This window comes from Flavobacterium flavipigmentatum (assembly GCF_020911905.1).
Classification (GTDB): Bacteria; Bacteroidota; Bacteroidia; order Flavobacteriales; family Flavobacteriaceae; genus Flavobacterium; species Flavobacterium flavipigmentatum.
On the sequence record NZ_CP087133.1, the window covers coordinates 3,653,202 to 3,673,338 of the forward strand.

Sequence of the window (20,137 nt, forward strand, 5' to 3'; positions counted from 1 at the left end):
TAGCTGACTATAAATTGGTAGATTTACCATCGCTCTTGGAAAAGATGTGAACGGCCTTTTTTAATATCTCAAGCTCTAATTCTTTTTCTTTAAGGGCTTTTCGCAATTGTTTTACTTCTAAAGAATCTGTCTCTGTTTTTTTAGAAATAATTGGTTTTGGATTAGTAAATGTCTTTTGAGAGGATCTCCACTTATAAATACGCTCTACCTGGATACCTAGTTCATCTGCTAATTCTTTGATATTTTCTCGATCGTAACTTAATCGTACTGCTGATGATTTAAAATCAGCACTGTAAACTCGTTTTTTCATAATTCTAAGATATTTATTTTTATTTAAACAGTCTTAAAATTTATGTCCCAGTAAATGTAGCAACTCCAGTTTTGCAAAATTGGCCAAATGGCATGAAAAAGTAAATCAATCCGGGTTTAAGTCTTTCGGTACAATCTCTCGTACCATTATGAATCATTATCAAACGATATTGAACTATTTTGATAACAGAAGTACTAATGCTTCTGCAGAATCATTCAATGCTAAAATAAAAGCATTCAGAGCAAAATTCAGAGGTGTTAGAAATGTAGAATACTTCCTTTTTAGACTCACTACTATTTATGCATAATTTTTATCACTCCACAGGTTTTCGTCTTGATCCGTTTTCGTCTTGATCCATTATTTATTAAATTTGGAGATTTTTTTATAAACAAAAAACCCCTGTTTCGATTGAAACAGGGGTTTTAAAAAGAAAGGCGACGACATACTCTCCCACATAACTGCAGTACCATCTGCGCAGGCGGGCTTAACTACTCTGTTCGGGATGGGAAGAGGTGAGCCCCGCCGCAATAACCACCTTAAGGTTGTTAGTCTAAAGTCTAAGGTCATAAAGTCTAAAGTATTTCACTTTAAGAATTTTGACTTTCGTCTTTAAGACTGCTCTGCGTCGAGCAAATATCTTAACATACTGAGATAAAGAAAAAAGTATTGATTTAGAAAGTTTCTCCCCGAGCCTTGCGGCTCGGGAAAAGGGTGTACATAAGCTTACGGATTATTAGTACTACTCGACTATGACATTACTGCCTTTACATCTATAGCCTATCAACGTGGTCATCTCCCACGATCCTTAAAAGAAATCTCATCTTGTGGTGGGTTTCGCGCTTATATGCTTTCAGCGCTTATCCCTTCCAAACGTAGCTACTCTGCGATGCTCCTGGCGGAACAACAGATACACTAGAGGTTTGTCCAATTCGGTCCTCTCGTACTAGAATCAGATCCACTCAAATTTCTTGCGCCCACAGTAGATAGAGACCGAACTGTCTCACGACGTTCTGAACCCAGCTCGCGTGCCACTTTAATGGGCGAACAGCCCAACCCTTGGGACCTTCTCCAGCCCCAGGATGTGACGAGCCGACATCGAGGTGCCAAACCCCCCCGTCGATATGAGCTCTTGGGGGAGATCAGCCTGTTATCCCCGGCGTACCTTTTATCCTTTGAGCGATGGCCCTTCCATGCGGAACCACCGGATCACTATGCTCTACTTTCGTACCTGATCGACCTGTATGTCTCTCAGTCAAGCTCCCTTATGCCATTGCACTCTACGCACGGTTACCAAGCGTACTGAGGGAACCTTTAGAAGCCTCCGTTACTCTTTTGGAGGCGACCACCCCAGTCAAACTACCCACCAAGCAATGTCCCCCGCAATCGCGGGGTTAGGCCTCAGATAAACAAAGGGTTGTATTTCAACAATGACTCCACAACGCCTAGCGACGCCACTTCACAGTCTCCAACCTATCCTACACATCATTTATCCAAGGTCAATACTAAGCTATAGTAAAGGTGCACAGGGTCTTTTCGTCCCACTGCGGGTAAACGGCATCTTCACCGTTACTACAATTTCACCGAGCTCATGGCTGAGACAGTGTCCAGATCGTTACACCATTCGTGCAGGTCGGAACTTACCCGACAAGGAATTTCGCTACCTTAGGACCGTTATAGTTACGGCCGCCGTTTACTGGGGCTTCAATTCAATGCTTCTCCGAAGATAACATCTCCTCTTAACCTTCCAGCACCGGGCAGGTGTCAGGCCCTATACTTCATCTTACGATTTTGCAGAGCCCTGTGTTTTTGATAAACAGTCGCCTGGACCTCTTCACTGCGGCCAGCTTGCGCTGGCGACCTTTCTCCCGAAGTTACAGGTCTATTTTGCCTAATTCCTTAGCCATGAATCTCTCGAGCACCTTAGGATTCTCTCCTCAACTACCTGTGTCGGTTTACGGTACTGGTACTAATTACCTGAAGTTTAGAGGTTTTTCTTGGAAGCCCTTAGGCGCACTATCTCTTTGTCCGAAGACGCCGAGTACTATCGTATTTCCCCAAAATCTGTGGATTTGCCTGCAGATCTTATAGGTAGGTACTTCAACGAACTATTCCGTCAGTTCGCGGCGCTTTCATCACTCCGTCACCCCATCACAGTAATTAGTAGTACGGGAATATTAACCCGTTAGCCATCGACTGTCCCTTTCGGGTTCGCCTTAGGACCAGACTAACCCACAGCTGATTAGCATAGCTGTGGAAACCTTAGTTTTTCGGTGTGCGGGTTTCTCGCCCGCATTATCGTTACTTATGCCTACATTTTCTTTTCTAACCAGTCCAGCATACCTTACGATACACCTTCAACCCTGTTAGAATGCTCCCCTACCACTTAGAGTAAACTCTAAATCCATAGCTTCGGTAATATACTTATGCCCGATTATTATCCATGCTCGTCCGCTCGACTAGTGAGCTGTTACGCACTCTTTAAATGAATGGCTGCTTCCAAGCCAACATCCTAGCTGTCTGGGCAGACAAACCTCGTTCTTTCAACTTAGTATATATTTGGGGACCTTAGCTGATGGTCTGGGTTCTTTCCCTCTCGGACTTGGACCTTAGCACCCAAGCCCTCACTGCTGAGAAACATTATATAGCATTCGGAGTTTGTCAGGAATTGGTAGGCGGTGAAGCCCCCGCATCCAATCAGTAGCTCTACCTCTATATAATTTTACGCTCAGCGCTGCACCTAAATGCATTTCGGGGAGTACGAGCTATTTCCGAGTTTGATTGGCCTTTCACCCCTACCCACAGGTCATCCGAAGACTTTTCAACGTCAACCGGTTCGGACCTCCACTGTGTGTTACCACAGCTTCATCCTGCCCATGGGTAGATCACACGGTTTCGCGTCTAACACTACTGACTAAAGCGCCCTATTCAGACTCGCTTTCGCTACGGATCCGTGGCTTAACCACTTAACCTTGCCAGCAACGTTAACTCGTAGGCTCATTATGCAAAAGGCACGCCGTCACCCCACGAAAGGGCTCCGACCGCTTGTAAGCGTATGGTTTCAGGATCTATTTCACTCCGTTATTCACGGTTCTTTTCACCTTTCCCTCACGGTACTGGTTCACTATCGGTCTCTCAGGAGTATTTAGCCTTAGCGGATGGTCCCGCCAAATTCAGACAGGGTTTCACGTGCCCCGCCCTACTCAGGATACCACTATCTATTATACTCGTTACCCATACGGGACTATCACCCTCTATGGTGTCACTTTCCAGTAACTTCCGGTTCCTTGTACATAAAATCTCGTGGTCCTACAACCCCAACAATGCCGTAACATCATTGGTTTGGGCTAATCCGCGTTCGCTCGCCACTACTTACGGAATCACTTTTGTTTTCTTCTCCTCCGCCTACTTAGATGTTTCAGTTCAGCGGGTTTGCCCACCTATCGGTGTACTATGTCTTCAACATAGTGGGTTGCCCCATTCGGGTATCTACGGATCAAGTCGTGTGTGCCGATCCCCGTAGCTTTTCGCAGCTTATCACGCCCTTCATCGCCTCTGAGAGCCAAGGCATCCCCCATACGCCCTTATTTTGCTTATTGTACCAATCATAAAATCAATTATGACCGTTTTTTTTTGTCTTTTATTATTTGTATTGCTACTTATAATAAAAAACGCTTTCTACTTTTTATTATTTTCTTATCTCAATATGTCAATGAACTTTAATAAGTATGTAAGATTCTTGTATTAAGTATTAAGACTAATCTTGATACTTTGTACTACTATCTTTGTACTTCTTGTGGAGAATAACGGAGTCGAACCGTTGACCTCCTGCGTGCAAGGCAGGCGCTCTAGCCAGCTGAGCTAATCCCCCATTTTGCAATCTTAGATTGTAGAATTCAGATTTTAGATTTCTAATTCTTCTCTAATTTCTTTTGGTGAATTCCAACTTCTAGAATTTCCTTTTTTTAAGTTAAATAGTAGTCCCGGGCAGACTCGAACTGCCGACCCCTACATTATCAGTGTAGTACTCTAACCAGCTGAGCTACGAGACTCTGTTTTACTTAAAATTTATTATTTGAACTAACAGCAAGAGTAATCGAATTTTAAAATTCATATCCAAAAGATCCACATCTTTTTTCCTAAGCGTGCACTAGTGCTAACACTCAGGCTCTAGAAAGGAGGTGTTCCAGCCGCACCTTCCGGTACGGCTACCTTGTTACGACTTAGCCCTAGTTACCAGTTTTACCCTAGGCAGCTCCTTGCGGTCACCGACTTCAGGCACCCCCAGCTTCCATGGCTTGACGGGCGGTGTGTACAAGGCCCGGGAACGTATTCACCGGATCATGGCTGATATCCGATTACTAGCGATTCCAGCTTCACGGAGTCGAGTTGCAGACTCCGATCCGAACTGTGACCGGTTTTATAGATTCGCTCCTGGTCGCCCAGTGGCTGCTCTCTGTACCGGCCATTGTAGCACGTGTGTAGCCCAAGGCGTAAGGGCCGTGATGATTTGACGTCATCCCCACCTTCCTCACAGTTTGCACTGGCAGTCTTGTTAGAGTTCCCGACATGACTCGCTGGCAACTAACAACAGGGGTTGCGCTCGTTATAGGACTTAACCTGACACCTCACGGCACGAGCTGACGACAACCATGCAGCACCTTGTAATTTGTCTTGCGAAAGTTCTGTTTCCAAAACGGTCAAACTACATTTAAGCCTTGGTAAGGTTCCTCGCGTATCATCGAATTAAACCACATGCTCCACCGCTTGTGCGGGCCCCCGTCAATTCCTTTGAGTTTCATTCTTGCGAACGTACTCCCCAGGTGGGATACTTATCACTTTCGCTTAGCCACTGAAATTGCTTCCAACAGCTAGTATCCATCGTTTACGGCGTGGACTACCAGGGTATCTAATCCTGTTCGCTACCCACGCTTTCGTCCATCAGCGTCAATCCATTAGTAGTAACCTGCCTTCGCAATTGGTATTCCATGTAATCTCTAAGCATTTCACCGCTACACTACATATTCTAGTTACTTCCTAATAATTCAAGTTTAGCAGTATCAATGGCCGTTCCACCGTTGAGCGATGGGCTTTCACCACTGACTTACTAAACCGCCTACGGACCCTTTAAACCCAATGATTCCGGATAACGCTTGGATCCTCCGTATTACCGCGGCTGCTGGCACGGAGTTAGCCGATCCTTATTCTTACGATACCGTCAAGCTACTTCACGAAGTAGTGTTTCTTCTCGTATAAAAGCAGTTTACAATCCATAGGACCGTCATCCTGCACGCGGCATGGCTGGATCAGGCTTGCGCCCATTGTCCAATATTCCTCACTGCTGCCTCCCGTAGGAGTCTGGTCCGTGTCTCAGTACCAGTGTGGGGGATCTCCCTCTCAGGACCCCTACCCATCGTAGCCTTGGTAAGCCGTTACCTTACCAACTAGCTAATGGGACGCATGCTCATCTTTTACCGTTGTGACTTTAATTACATCTCGATGCCGAGTCGTAATACTATGAGGTATTAATCCAAATTTCTCTGGGCTATCCCTCTGTAAAAGGTAGATTGCATACGCGTTACGCACCCGTGCGCCGGTCTCTAGTTCCGAAGAACTATACCCCTCGACTTGCATGTGTTAAGCCTGCCGCTAGCGTTCATCCTGAGCCAGGATCAAACTCTTCATCGTATATTGTGTGCTTAATTACTTAAGCTATTTATAATGATGCTTTCTCTAGTGGTTATTCTCGAATCTCTCGATTCCATTACTCTTATTCTTTTGTTCTAACATCTCTGTTAAAACGGCTGTCAATTCAATATGTCTACGAACGTGTGTTTCTTTATTCTTTCCGCTTATCGTTGTTTCTCAAAGCGGGTGCAAAAGTAGACAGTTTATTTGCATTTACAAGAGTTTTTACCAATTTTTTACAATCTTTTTTAGCATTTTTTCTTAACTTTCTGATAACAATATATTTAGATATTGAAATTTTATAATTATTTGAAAGTATTTTCCTGTATATTGTTTTTTAAACAAAACTTTCTTTAAAAAAAGCACTGTATTTATAAAATATCCAACCAAACCAACTTCATTATATGATTTTATGAAATGCTATATTTAAAGAAGGTTTATATATAATGGAATTTATCGCTAATTTACTATAAAAAAAATTAAGGCTATGAAGTTGGTCTTACCTATTGCCAATATTATTAATATTATGGCAAAATCGTGGCGCATTTTCAAAGTTCAAAGTTGTTCCTCAAAATTTCATCTTAAGTACCAATATCAAAGGGCTTAAGCACGTATACATCTTGTTTAAATGAGGTTATAATTCTACATTTACTAATCTAATAAGTTGAATTATGCTAGAGAAGAGCTTTGGGTTGATATTCTTTTTAAAGCATCCCGCCACAATGAGAATAACATTAGAAGTGTCTATTTCAGGATGATCATTTTCTGAGAGTGTTTTAAAACCAATTGTTGCATCAATAGATCTGCACTTTTATAACAATCATCCTGATTTTTCATTTGAAACTTTTTAAACTGGAAAAGCTGCAGTAAGAAATATTAACTATTTGGTGAATGATAAATTAAAAGATTATGGAATCTATAGAGGTAAGCTCACACTAAGGGACATAGCTGAAACTCACAACAGAAAATTCTCTTAGATATATTCTAAAATATGAACATAACAAGGGATTAAATTGATATTAAAAAAAGAGGCTCTCCCTAAAGGAAAAACCTCTTTTTAAAGTTGTATTTTGAAGAATTGAATTCGAACCATAACTGTTAGCTACAACACAAATATTTATAATTTTTCAAAATCTGCTTCCTCCACTTATCAATTAAATTGGTCTTTTGTAAACCGTTACATCATCTACCCACATCATTACAGATGAAAATAAGTTAATTTTATTAGGGTCTATAAAATTGGAGTCTTTAGATCCCACGTTCATATTGAAAATAATCGAATGAGTTCCAAAATTATTAAAATTAAGATTCGCTACACTGCTGTTCGTATATGTTGCAACAGTTACATTGTCAACCTTTATGGTTACGGTTACAACATTGTTTTGCATTTTCCAAAAGGATTCATATAAATGCCATCCGTTATTTCCGTTTAAATTAAAACTACCGGGATAGTTTCTTTCGGCAGAGTTTCCAAGTAAGTTTGTTCCGGAAGTAGTTCCATAAAAAATATTTGAAGTATAACGACTTGCATTAGGTGCAAAAGAGTAGCCTTCCAGAATATCGATTTCTCCTTTGGTTGGCCATGCATTTTGCTGCACAGACCAGAAGGCAGGCCAGGCACCGTAAGTTTGTGTGAAAGATTTGTAAGTTGTACCATCCATCGCTACTAGTTTAATATTGGCGGAAAGCATATACTCTGTATTATTTTCAGGCTTATATTGATAATTAGAAGAAATGAATCCGGATTGATATTTGTACGTGCTCAATTTTGTAGTCTTGATTTCCAGACATTGTTTTCCATCTCTCCATTGCGTAGTTGGCACTGAACTGGCATAGTCGCAATACCAGGAATTATAATCTGCTCGTTGTTCTTTTGTCCATTGTGCCAGATTAGAACCTACATTGAATGTATCTTCAAATTGTTTGACCCAGGGTGCACCGGCTATTTTAGCTGTACTTTTAGAGTTGTCTACACTTGCCAATTGGCCTTGTTCCAATACAGGCGTTGTACTATCTGAGCAGGATGCAAATCCTAAAACACATGATAATGTTACTGATAACAAATTTAATTTTTTCATAATTTTTTGTGGTTAATTAATAGTAAAGTAGTATGCATTAAAAAATTTAATCTAAACCTTCGAGAAATCCGGTATGCGAACTTTTGATAGCAAAATTTGAATCGTACAATAAAGGCCAGTCATTTCCCGGGTGGTTAAGTTCTGTGCTATACGGAATCCACGATTCATTATCCTTCATTCCCCAAATCGTTAAAGCGTATTTATTTGCTGCGGGAAGTGCATTATAGATTTTGACCATTTCCTTGTATTTTTCTTTTTGAGCTAACCTTCTTTCATTTGTAAAAGTAGAGATGTCATTAAACTGATTGACTTGAATGTCTAATTCTGAAACATGAACTTTCAGACCCTTTGAGACCGCTCTGTTAATATCTGTTTCAATTTGAGTTTTTGTCGGGCTTAAATAAGTATTATGCATTTGAAAACCAACACCATCAATTAGTATACTTGTTTTTAAATCATCTATGATGCTAAAAACTTTATCTTGTTTTGGGATATTGGTTGAGGTTGCATAATCATTATAAAACAATAATAAATTTGTGTCACCTGCTGCAGTTGCTGCATTTCTTGCCCATTGAAAACAATCTTTTATATAATTAGGTCCCATTCGTCTAAGAAAAAGAGTATTTCTCATGTTACCACCATTATCATCTACAGCTTCATTGACCACATCCCATGATTTTACTTTTCCCGCATAATGCGTCACAACATCCGTAATGTATTTTTTTACTTCTGCAGCAAATTCAGCATCAGTACCTGAAAAATCTGTTAACCATTTTGGTACTGAGTTATGCCATACCAAAGCGTGACCGTGAACATTGATACCATTTGAATTTCCGTAAGCAACAATTTTATCTGCTACTGCCCAGTTATAAACACCGCTTGCAGTAGAAATTTGATCCATTTTCATTTCGTATTCGGCAGAAATACTGCTAAATTCATTTTTCAAAATGATATCATAAGGACTTCCGCTTGTTAATTGCGAAGCTTTTATTGCCATACCAACAAAAAATGGATTTGCTACCTTATTGACTTTTACTTTTAAAAAAGTAGGATCTTCAGGAATACCACTGGAACCAGTAGTTACAACACTAATAACATTTGAATAACCCGAAGTTTGCGTCTCTGATTTGGCTCTTACTCGGTAATAATATTGTGTACCTCCCATTAAACCAACTACAACTTCATTTAAATCAGTCACTTCTTTTGCATTATAATTGGGCACAAATGCTGCAAAATTTTCGGTTGTAGAAACATCCAGAAGATAGCTTTTAGAATTGGAAACATAATTCCATTTGGCTTTAAAACCATTGTCATTCACATCTTTTGGTGCGTTTGCAACCGGATTTTCTAAAGTTTCAATAGTTTCATTATCATCTTTAGAACACGCATTTAAAAAAAAGAAGAGACTGCTGAGTACTAGTAAAAATTTAATTTTCATATTGTTTTTATTATAGAATATTCTGGAATACTCTTATTATACTTCCTTTATTATTTATGATATAATTTACTTTTATAAAGAGGCTGCTTTTGATGACAACCTCTTTTTTAGTTAAAGCATACAATCCTCAATTATTCGTAACGAATTTTAATGTTGTCAAATTTTATTATGCTAGGATTTGGCGTATCACTCTGTACAATTCCTACTTTGATTTCATTAACTTTAGAAGCGTCCAGCGCAGTAGCAGGCTGCCCGAACCCATAATTATCTTTAAAATCAGCTAAGGATATGGTTTTTGTTGTCCAATTTAGATCAGTTACTTTAAAATTATAACCATAGTCTTTACCATCAATAGTATTTAATTGTATGGCGAATTGAGCGCCTATTACATTCGCACTTACATCAATATCTATAAAGGTTTTTGTAGCATCTTTATTGGTTGCACTTAGAAAATTAGTTCCGCCTCCTGCGCTGCTTCCGTTATAACCGTTGGCAGTTGAGCCAGTCCACGCAAGAGTTGCATAATTACCTGTTGGACCACCTGTAGTATTTGCGTTAAAACTATCGATATCGCCGTAAGCGTTCCAGCTTGTTCTGGTACCATTACCGTCAAAATCAGATACAAGAATTAGTGTCGCAAATTCTATTGTCTTTTTTGCTGTACCTCCGGGTGTAATAATTACCAGTTCTGATCCGGAAACTGCATTTGCAGGTAAACCGATAATGATTGATGAAGATGATTTTAGCGTATAATTTAGTGCTTTTCCTCCTAAAGTTACCGAAGAAATATTATAAAACCAGGTACCTTCAATTTCTAATGGAAATCCTGGAGTTGCCACAGCTGGAATTGTTTTTGTAATAGTGGGAACAGGTTGTAAAATCTCAATGTTTTTGGTTACAGATCCGTTTCCGGTTATAAATGTAATAGGCTGTACACCAAATCTGCTTCCTAGTTTTTCATCAAAGGGAATCGTAAAAATAAACGCCTTATCTGAATTGTAATTGGGATTGAAACTAATATCAATTTTGTTGTCCAGCGTGATTCTTTTTAATCCCATTAACCCTTTACCTTCGACTCTGACTTTATTTAATGGAAAAGCCTGATTCAACAGATCTCCCGGTTCAGCAACCATGGCATCTATATTTGCAGAAACGATGTCATCATTTTGGCAAGCTGTAAAAGACAACATTGCTAAAAGAATTATAATTCTATATTTTATTTTATTGATCATAGTAATAAGATTAATTGAAGTTAAAAGGAACCGGAGGCTCTAATAATGATGGATTAGTATCAATAGCAGATTGCGGTAATGGCAATTCAAAATAATTGCTTCCAGGGGTTATCTTTCTGGAAATCAAATCAGTTCTGGCATCATCAGAATAAAAACCAACTTCCTGCTGCGAAATAATTGCTGTTGCTTCAGCCAGACCGCGGCGTTTTAAATCAAAGAAATATTGTCCTTCAAGTGCAAATTCAACTCTTCTTTCATTAAATAGATCCTCTCTGGTAAGTATCGTTTTAGCTGGCAATCCGGCTCTTGATCTCACTTCATTAAAAGCGCTTAAAGCAGCTGTAGAAGTAGTAGAACCTGCTCCGGCCAAAATCGCTTCGGCATGCATTAATAAAACATCAGAATATCGTAATATAATCGTGTTTTGCGATGTTCTCATAAAAAACACATCGTTTCTTTCGGCTGCAGAACCTACAATGTATTTTCTGAAATTAGCTCCGGTAGAAGAAAGGATTTTTTTGTATGTAAAACCTCCCTGATTTTTTAACAACTCAGGATAAAAGTCACCATCTGTCATAATCGTGTTCTTTTTTCTAGTATCCTTGGGGTCAAATCCAGCTTGTAGTGAGATAGAAGGCAGGTAAACTCCCCAACCGTCACCGCCACCAGTTATGCCTGAGCCTCCCGGAACTATATAAGCCTGATTGGTGTTTTGAGTTCCCCATTCTGTAGCAACTGCTTTCCATTGCAGGGCAAACATACTCTCTGCACTATTATTATTTTCAGGACTGCTAAATAAGTTTCCGTATTCTTGTATTAACTTATACTGGTTTCCGATAATTTTCTGGGTTAAAGCCGCACTTTGTGCATATTCATTTAAAGTTAAATGCACTTTTGCAAGAATACCCATGGCTGCGAATTTGGTAACATATCCTTTTTTTACTGAAGTTTCAGGCAAATTTTCAATGGCAAATTCTAAATCTTGTTTGATGAATTTGTAAACATCTGCGACAAGATTTCTTTTTGGCTGTGCTGCCGTTCCTGCTTTATTAACAATAGGTACAGCTCCAAAAGTTCTTACCAAATAGAAATAGGCATTGGCTCTCATAAATCTTGAAATTGCTATGGCATTTTTGTACGATGCTTCTGGTAATTCGCTCTTTCTGTCTTCGACCAAACTCATTAAATTGTTAGATTGATCGATAACCGAAAATAACGAAACGTATCCTTCTGTCAGAATTGGATTTTGTGAGGTTACCTGTGCATCTTTAAATTGCGCATAAGCACCATCAAAGGTAAAAGCGTTGCCGGCGTACATATCCCCTACGGCAATCAGGAATTTATCATTAAAAGTAAACCAGGGTTTAAAATACAAACTCTCAGCGATTCCGTCAAAAGCGGTAACTCCTTCTGGTAAATCGCTAGGCGTTAATTGATTTTCAGATGGCGCATCCAAAAAATCATCAGAACAGGAACACAAGGACAGCAATGGTAGCAGCATTCCCATCATAAAAAGTTTAAAAAGTTTTTTCATAACTATTATTTTTATTTAACGACTGTAAATCATTAAGTTAATTTGTCTTTTAGCGTAAATTTTAGAATTCTAAATTTAAACCCATTGAAGTAGTTCTCGGTACTGGATATCGACCCAGATCAATACCGCTTAGGGTGATGTTCTGATCTAAATTTCCTAAAGCAGGATCAAAACCGGAATATTTAGTCCACGTATATAAGTTTTGGACATTGACGTACAATCTAATTTTAGATATAATAGAGGTTTCGAATATTTTCTTTGGTAAATCGTAGCTCAAAGAAACGTTCTGAATTCTTAAATAAGAACCGTCTTCCACAAACCTGTTCGAGATTCTGCCATTCCCATTTGGATCATTAAGGCTAATTCTTGGTTCATTTGTATTTTCGTTTACTCCCGGTTCAAAAGCATTTATGGCCCTTGTACTCACGTTTGCAAACCGATCTCCAAATCCCGGATAAATACCATCCGTATAATGACGGGTAAAGTTGTAGATTTCATTGCCCTGGCTTCCGGTTAAAACAACCGATAAACTAATGTTTTTATACTTAAAGTTATTGTTAAAAGAATAAGTGAAATCAGGAATTGCACTTCCTATAGCAGTTTGATCTTTGGCATCGATTTTTCCGTCGTTATTCAGATCTTTAAAACGAATATCACCAATTCCTGTTCCTGCTTCCTGAGTTGGTCCTGCCGTTAATTCTGCCGCATTTTTAAATAATCCGTCCGTAACATACCCATAGAATTGTCCAACTGGCTCGCCTTCTGTAGTTCTGGTCACATTATATAAATCAAATTGTACTTTTCCTAATAAAGATTTGCCTGCACCTTGAAAACTGGTTAGTTCATTATTGTATTTTGAAAAAATAATGGTACTGTCCCATGTAAAATTTTCGGTAATAATATTTCTGGTATTCAAGGTAAGTTCGATTCCTTTCGTTTCAATTTCACCGGTATTCAAGTAATAATTAAGCGCACTTTGATTCGATTCATCGTTGATTTGTTTCGTCAGGAAATTAGAAGAATTTTTAACATAATAATCAAAATCTAATTTTACTCTGTTATTAAGCATACCTAATTCAAAACCAACATCAAAAGACTTAAGTGATTCCCATTTGATATCCGGATTACCTAAATTATCAATTGTTGGGGATACGCCTCCAAATGGAGATGCCGTCAGGGAAAGAATGGTCTGGTATCTGTTTGCTGGAATATTTTGATTTCCAACAGAACCATAACCCGCTCTGAATTTTAAATAATTTACTGTAGAAGATAATGGCTCAAAGAACTTTTCGTTACTCACCGTCCAACCTGCAGCAAAGGAAGGGAAATAACCCCATTTGTTATTAGGTCCAAAGTTCGAAGAAGCATCTGCTCTTAAAGACGCAGAAAAAGAATAGCGATCTGAAAAACTATAATTTAATCTCGAAATATAAGATGTCATGGACCATCTTCCCGAACCATTTCCGTTAACTGCAGTATCTATATCCCCTATATTTAAGTTGGTAAAATCTTTACTTAAGAAATCGCCCGATCGGTAACCACTTAAATATTCGTATTGGCTTTCCTGCGCTTCCTGACCTAACAAAAAGGTAAAATTGTGTTTCTCGCTAATGGTTTTATTATACGTTAAATAGTTTTTTAAACTCCAATAAAAACTTTGATCCTGTTGCTTGAATGATTTGTTTAAAAGTTCAGACACGTTTCCTAAAGTGTAGGCAGGCGCAAAAGAGCTGCTTTTTGCAAAATTTAAATCATATCCCAATTCCGTTCTAAAAACCAGACCTTTGATAAGAGTGAAATCAGCAAATACATTTCCATTGATTTTGTATCGGTCCGTTTTTGCGTTATTGTATTCGGATAAGGCAATTGGGTTGGTAGCCTCATTTGCCGAAGAACCTAAACCACTTGTAGGACCAGCAAAAGAACCATCAGCATACCTAACCGGCAATTCTGGAGATTGTCTTAAAGTATTCATGACTAAACCACCTCTGTCATCGTTTCTGACTACTTGTTGAGATGATTTACTTATTGACATATTGTTACCCATTTTCAACCATGATTTTACATTTGAATCTACGTTTAGTCGCATAGACATTCTGTTGAAATCAGAATTTAAAACAATTCCTTCCTGGTCAAAATAATTTAAAGAGGTATAATATCTTGTTCCATCTTTTTCACCTGAAAATGATATTTGATGGTTGTACATGGTAGCAGTTCTAAAAAGTTCGTCCTGCCAGTTTGTACCTATCCCTAATAAATCAGGTTTTTGATATTGATACGGAATTGGCTCACCATTTAGTTTGAAAATTTTTGCCTGATAAGCAGCATATTGCGGCAAGTTTAAAACATCAACTGAATTGGTCACTTGCTGAGTCCCTAAATACGTTTCATACGAAAAAGTCGATTTTCCTTTTTTTCCTTTTTTGGTTGTAATCAAAACAACACCATTTGCTCCATTTGCTCCATATATTGCCGTTGATGAAGCATCTTTTAGAATATCGATAGTTTCGATATCCGAAATATTCAATCCCGACAAAGCGGAATTTTTAGTTTGTCCGTTTCCTCCGCCTAAAGCGCTAAACGAAAAAGAGTCGTTGTTTTTGTCTGCAAAAACTGGTGTTCCGTCAATTACATATAAGGGCTCGTTACCGTTAATAGACGTGATTCCCCTAATTTGTACCGAAATTCCTCCTCCCGGTGTACCTGAATTTTGCGTAACGTTTACACCAGCCGCCTTACCCACAAGGGCCTGATCGATAGAAGTGAAGGGTTTGTCCTGAATTTCGGATGCTTTAATGGAAGAAACGGCACCATTTATATCTTTTCTTTTTGAAGTTCCATATCCAATTACAACTACTTCATTTAACTTTTCAAGGTCATTAACCATGTTGACTTTCATCACTGATTTTGTGTCTGCTGGCAGGGACACATTTTTATAACCTATATAGCTAAAGATCAATGTACTTTTTGGATCTACATTATTTAGGATAAAACCACCATCAAAATCGGTGCTTGTTGCATTATTTGTTCCTTCTACAATTACACCAACACCGGGCAAGCCCAGCCCTCCTGATGTTACTTTTCCTTTAACAGTTTGAGCAAAGAAAAAATTTCCCCACATACACACTATTAAACACAATAGTATTTTTAATGTTCTTTTCTGCATAAAATTTGGTTTAGAGTTGAGTTAGATAATTAGTTATTTTAGTTTGTAAAAAATATTTGATGCGTTGTTTTTTGTCTGGCTCATTACATAAGTTTTGATAAAAAAACTATTTCTTAAATATTTCTTAACGAAAGTAAAATCTAGAGCAGTTCAAGTGTAGAACAGATGAAGCAAATCATGCATCATTTGATGCAAAACAGCATTTTAATCCTCTAGATTTAATTAATAACATATAAAAACCGTCAAACAACTAATGAAGTATTGGTAAAAAATTATACTTTAAAATATATTATACGAAATAATATTGTAGTATTTTTATTAAAATAACAAGTTTGAGAAAAATTCAAAAAGCACTTTTTTTTGAAACACGCTTAAAAAAAAAGCCCCGATTTAAAATCGAGGCTTGTAAAATTATATGAGCTTTTAATGAAGCTTTTTTATCTTTATTCTTTATTCTATACTCTTTATTCTTTAGATCCAGTTTCCTGTGTAGGCAGATGACCGTATTTAATTTTATAACATTTTGCAAAATAGGAAGGGGATGTAAATCCGACTTTATAACTAATCTCATTGATGTTAACATTTTTATTGCCTTGTTCGAGCAATTGTTTTGCTTTTTCTAATCTTACATTTCTAATAAACTCATTTACTGAAACACCCGTTAGTGTTTTTATTTTACGATACAATTGACTCCTGCTCAGGAAAACTTTAGAAGAAAGCAACTCTACACTTAAATCAGATTCGCTCAGGTTTTCATTAATAAAATGAAGAATTTTTTGAATGAAATCATTGTCTAAAGATGTTGTTTTTTCTTTCCCATCTTTTGTAATACCGGTATAAAATTTATTAAACATTATTTGTCTGCTTGTAATAAGCTGTGCCAGACTGGATTTTAAAATATCCAATTCAAATGGTTTGCTCAAATACATATCAGCACCAGAATCGATTCCTTCAATTCTGTCCTGTACCATTGCTTTTGCAGAGAGCATTAATAACGGAATATGACTTGTTTTTAAGTCTCCTTTTATATTTTTACACAACTGCAATCCGTCCATTACCGGCATAATAACATCTGTAATTATGATATCCGGCAATTTCTGAACGGCCAGTTCGTAACCTTTTTTTCCATTTTCGGCGGTAATAACTTTATATGATTTACTCAACTCCATTTTCAGATAATTTCGTAATTCTAGATTGTCCTCAACAATCAAAACGGTATATGCTTTTGCTGTATCTGTAGCAATTTCTTTCTTTGATTCGTTACTAATATCCTCATCATCTGTCTCATATTTATTCGATTCAAACAAAAACTTATTTTTATTTTTTTCTATTTCAAAAACTGCATTCACTACTTCATTTTCCTTATAAAAAGAATTGCCTAAAGGAAATGTTACCATGAATTTTGTTCCTTCTCCCGGTGTGCTTTCAACATCAATATTTCCTTTATGAAGTTCCACAAATTCTTTTACTACTTCTAACCCAATTCCGGTGCTTCCGTAGTAATCTTTATTGAGATTATTGACCTGATAAAATCTATCAAAAATTCTTTTCAAATCCTCTTTGTAGATTCCAGAGCCAGTATCTGAAATTGTTATTGAAAAGGATGGAACTTTATTTCCATTAATTATTAATGAATGATGTGAATCTGATTCACCTATAGAAATGGTAATAAAGCCATCATCGGGAGTAAATTTAAAAGCGTTTGAGATGATATTGAATATTATTTTTTCCAGCATTTTAGGATCTAACCAATCTTCAAGTTTTTCCCGTTCTGATTCAAAATCAATAGTTATGTTTCTCGCAACTGCTTCCTCATCAAAATAGCCTATAATTTCTTGTACAAATGCGATCACTTCAATTTTTTTAACCTGAAGGAAAATTTTGTTGAACTCTAATTTATTAAAATCCATAAGCTCATTGATAAGTCTCGAAAGCCTGTCTGAACTTTTGTGTACAATTTTTAATTTATTGTGTATTTCGCGCGATACGTTCTTACTTCTTAAAATATCTTCAAGAGGATTAATAATTAAAGTTAATGGTGTTCTGAACTCATGCGAAATATTAGTAAAAAACTGTAATTTTTTGTTATTTAATTTCTCTAACTGAATTGTTTTTTCTCTTTCTAAAATTATGGCCTGTTTGGCTTTAAAACGATTTTGATAAATTTTGTTGAAATATATAATCAGGAAAACTAATATCGAGACATATATTAAATAAGCCCAAATGGTTTTCCACCAAGGAGGAAGTATTTTTATTTTTAGCTCTAACTGAACATTGCTCCAGGAACCATCTGCATTGGCCGATTTTACTTTAAAAACATAATTGCCAGGCTCTAGGTTGGTGTAGGTTGCTGTTCTGTTATTGCCTACATAATTCCAGTCTTTCTCAAAACCTTCAAGGTAACAGGCATATTGGTTTTTTCTGGAATAATTATAGTTTATCCCAACATATTCGATCGTAAAAACAGATTGTGCATGATTGAGAATAATTTCTTTTGTCTGAGAAATGACTTTGGTTAACGGTGAATTTTCTTCATTTGGTTTTACAGATTTATTAAATAACTTGAAATCACTGAAATACAGCCTTGGAGCTTTTTCTGTTTTTTTAATTTCATTAGGATTAAAATAGTTTACTCCTTCATAACCACCGAAATACAGTTCTCCATTTCCATCTTTAAAGACGGCATTATTATTAAAATCGTTATCAACAAGACCATCATCTTTATTGAAATTGGTGCTTTGTTTGTTTTTAAAATCGAGTTTTGTTAATCCCAATCCACCGCTTATCCATAAAGATCCATTATTATCAGAAATGATGGCGCGAACGGATTTTTCTTCAAAACCTGGAAAATCATCATAATTAGAAAATATCTTGTTTTTTTTATTATAACTAAACAGTCCTTCCCCATCTGTACCGATCCATATTTTTTTATCGTTGGACTCATAAATGGATAAAATGGTCTGAATGCCGTTATACTTTGTTTTATCGCTGAACATTTGATCCCGCATTTTTGTTACTCTAAAACTAGAATCGGCAATTAAGTGTACCTGATAAAGTCCTAAAATCGTTCCTACCCACAAAATATTATCTGAGTCTACAAAAACTTTGCGAATAAATGCTTGATCTAAAGCGTTTTCAGCAAATGGTTTAGTGTTACAATGCACAAATGTGTTGTTTTTATTGTCAAAATAATGAAGTCCTTTTATGAAAGTTCCAATCCAAATTCGCCCTCCTGAATCTTCAGAAAAACTAAAAATCCGATTTGATTTCAATCCGGCTGTATTTGTCGTATTGTAGTTTATGAATCGGTTAGTTCCATTTTTCAAAAAATAGATGCCACGGTCCCAGCTTCCTACCCAGATATTTTGTTTGCTATCGATAAATATAGTCTGAATATCAAAGGCATCAAGACCAGAATAGTAACTTTGATTGTTTTTGTTAACATGGATATAAGTTTTAGCAGAAAGATTATAGATATCAAGTCCTCCGCCTTCATTACTTATCATCAGATTGCCCTTTTTATCTTTTACAACTGAAGTTACATAACTAGTCTGCAACGAATTATCATTATTAACAAGCGACTCAAGTGAATTGAATTTATTATTAGGCTTATCAAATACGCCAAGCCCTTTATTGAAATAACCCAACCAAAGTCTTTTTTCTTTGTCTTCATATAATGACCATACGGAATTGGATTTTAAACTGAAGTTATTGTATTTACTGTGAAGGTATTTTTTTAGTACTTCTCCTTTGTTATTTACAACTAATAAGCCATCATTTTCGGTACCGCAAAGTATATAATCCTGACTGCTTTGTATAATAGATAAGATTTTATTTTTGGTGATAAAAAAATTCTCAAATTGATAATTATCTGTTTCAGGTTTAATTTTTATCAGCCCATTTTCAGTCGTTCCCAACCATAAATATCCAAATTTGTCTATGACAAGACTCTCTACATCATCTAATAAAGGTTCTCTTTTAAACTTGTCTTTATAAACCTGCTTTACTTTTCCGTTTAGATCGATCTCTAAAAGTCCGTAACTGGTTCCTAAATAAAGTATTCCCTGTTTGTTTTTTACAGAACATTTGATTAAAAAGTTTGGTTTTTCCAGAACTTTTGAGTGCACTAAAGATGCTTTTAAAGTTTTTACCTTTAATTTAAATAATCCAAAACCATACGCACCTAAAATGATGTCACCGTTGTTATCCTCAATAATGGTTTTAATAGTAATTGGCTGTTGGTAGCCTTTTACAATTGCATCCTGAATATTGATTTTAGTAAAGTTATCCAGATCCCGATTGTATAAACACAAGCCTTCATCTGTACCAATCCATAAGTTATTTTTAGAATCAATAAAAGTGGCATAGATAAAGTTACTGTTTACTGAAGCTGGTTTTTTATCATGTTTGTATCCAAAATAATTTACCCCGTCATATCGATATAACCCTGCGCCATTTGTACCTATCCAAATAAAACCATTGTGATCCTGAATTATAGAAGAAATAGCTCTTTTTGAAGTAGTTTCCTGTATGCTTCTAAATTGGTAGTTTTCAAATTTATCCTGAGAAAACAAACAATTTATAAGACCAAAACAGCACAGAAGAATATATTTGATATTTTTCATTTTACATTTTAATATTTATCAATTCTATTTGAAACAAAATTTACAATTGATTTATTTCATCATATCTAA

7 protein-coding genes, 2 tRNA genes, 3 rRNA genes and 1 pseudogene are annotated in these 20,137 nt (G+C 36.8%); 1 reads left to right on the forward strand and 12 read right to left on the reverse strand.

Annotated features, from left to right (window positions below):
• Positions 1-7: 7 nt before the first annotated feature.
• Entirely contained in the window at positions 8-310 is a 303-nt protein-coding gene (locus tag LNP22_RS15670; RefSeq protein ID WP_229974300.1) for a transposase, read from the reverse strand.
• A 70-nt stretch (positions 311-380) separates the two neighbouring features.
• On the opposite strand from LNP22_RS15670, the pseudogene LNP22_RS15675 reads away from it, so the two are divergent.
• Positions 381-617: pseudogene (locus LNP22_RS15675) on the forward strand (transposase); the annotation flags it as partial.
• A gap of 122 nt (positions 618-739) precedes the next feature.
• On the opposite strand, the gene rrf reads toward LNP22_RS15675, so the two are convergent.
• The 11 genes from rrf to LNP22_RS15730 all read right to left on the reverse strand — a co-directional run bounded on the left by rrf (position 740) and on the right by LNP22_RS15730 (position 20,068).
• Positions 740-849, reverse strand: a 5S ribosomal RNA gene (gene rrf / locus LNP22_RS15680).
• 174 nt (positions 850-1,023) lie between these two features.
• Positions 1,024-3,906, reverse strand: a 23S ribosomal RNA gene (locus tag LNP22_RS15685).
• A gap of 198 nt (positions 3,907-4,104) precedes the next feature.
• Positions 4,105-4,178 (reverse strand) — tRNA-Ala (locus LNP22_RS15690).
• A 107-nt stretch (positions 4,179-4,285) separates the two neighbouring features.
• Positions 4,286-4,359, reverse strand: a tRNA-Ile gene (locus LNP22_RS15695).
• A gap of 122 nt (positions 4,360-4,481) precedes the next feature.
• A 16S ribosomal RNA gene (locus LNP22_RS15700) occupies positions 4,482-5,995 on the reverse strand.
• The 16S, 23S and 5S rRNA genes sit together here with 2 tRNA genes alongside, the layout of an rRNA operon.
• 1,154 nt (positions 5,996-7,149) lie before the next feature.
• Positions 7,150-8,073, reverse strand: a complete 924-nt coding sequence (locus LNP22_RS15705; protein ID WP_229974302.1) for a LamG domain-containing protein — start codon at positions 8,071-8,073, stop codon at positions 7,150-7,152.
• Positions 8,074-8,119: 46 nt separating this feature from the next.
• A complete protein-coding gene (locus tag LNP22_RS15710) occupies positions 8,120-9,511 on the reverse strand; it encodes an endo-1,4-beta-xylanase (RefSeq protein ID WP_229974303.1) in 1,392 nt (463 codons plus the stop codon).
• A gap of 131 nt (positions 9,512-9,642) precedes the next feature.
• Positions 9,643-10,743, reverse strand: coding sequence for a hypothetical protein (locus LNP22_RS15715; protein ID WP_229974304.1), 1,101 nt, complete (start codon positions 10,741-10,743; stop codon positions 9,643-9,645).
• 10 nt (positions 10,744-10,753) lie between these two features.
• Positions 10,754-12,277, reverse strand: a complete 1,524-nt coding sequence (locus LNP22_RS15720) for a RagB/SusD family nutrient uptake outer membrane protein (protein WP_229974305.1) — start codon at positions 12,275-12,277, stop codon at positions 10,754-10,756.
• Positions 12,278-12,338: 61 nt separating this feature from the next.
• Positions 12,339-15,443: a SusC/RagA family TonB-linked outer membrane protein gene (locus LNP22_RS15725; protein WP_229974306.1), complete on the reverse strand. Its 3,105-nt coding sequence runs from the start codon at positions 15,441-15,443 to the stop codon at positions 12,339-12,341.
• A gap of 464 nt (positions 15,444-15,907) precedes the next feature.
• Complete coding sequence (locus LNP22_RS15730; RefSeq protein WP_229974307.1) at positions 15,908-20,068, reverse strand: hybrid sensor histidine kinase/response regulator transcription factor; 4,161 nt, start codon at positions 20,066-20,068, stop codon at positions 15,908-15,910.
• Between the last annotated feature and the right edge of the window lie 69 nt (positions 20,069-20,137).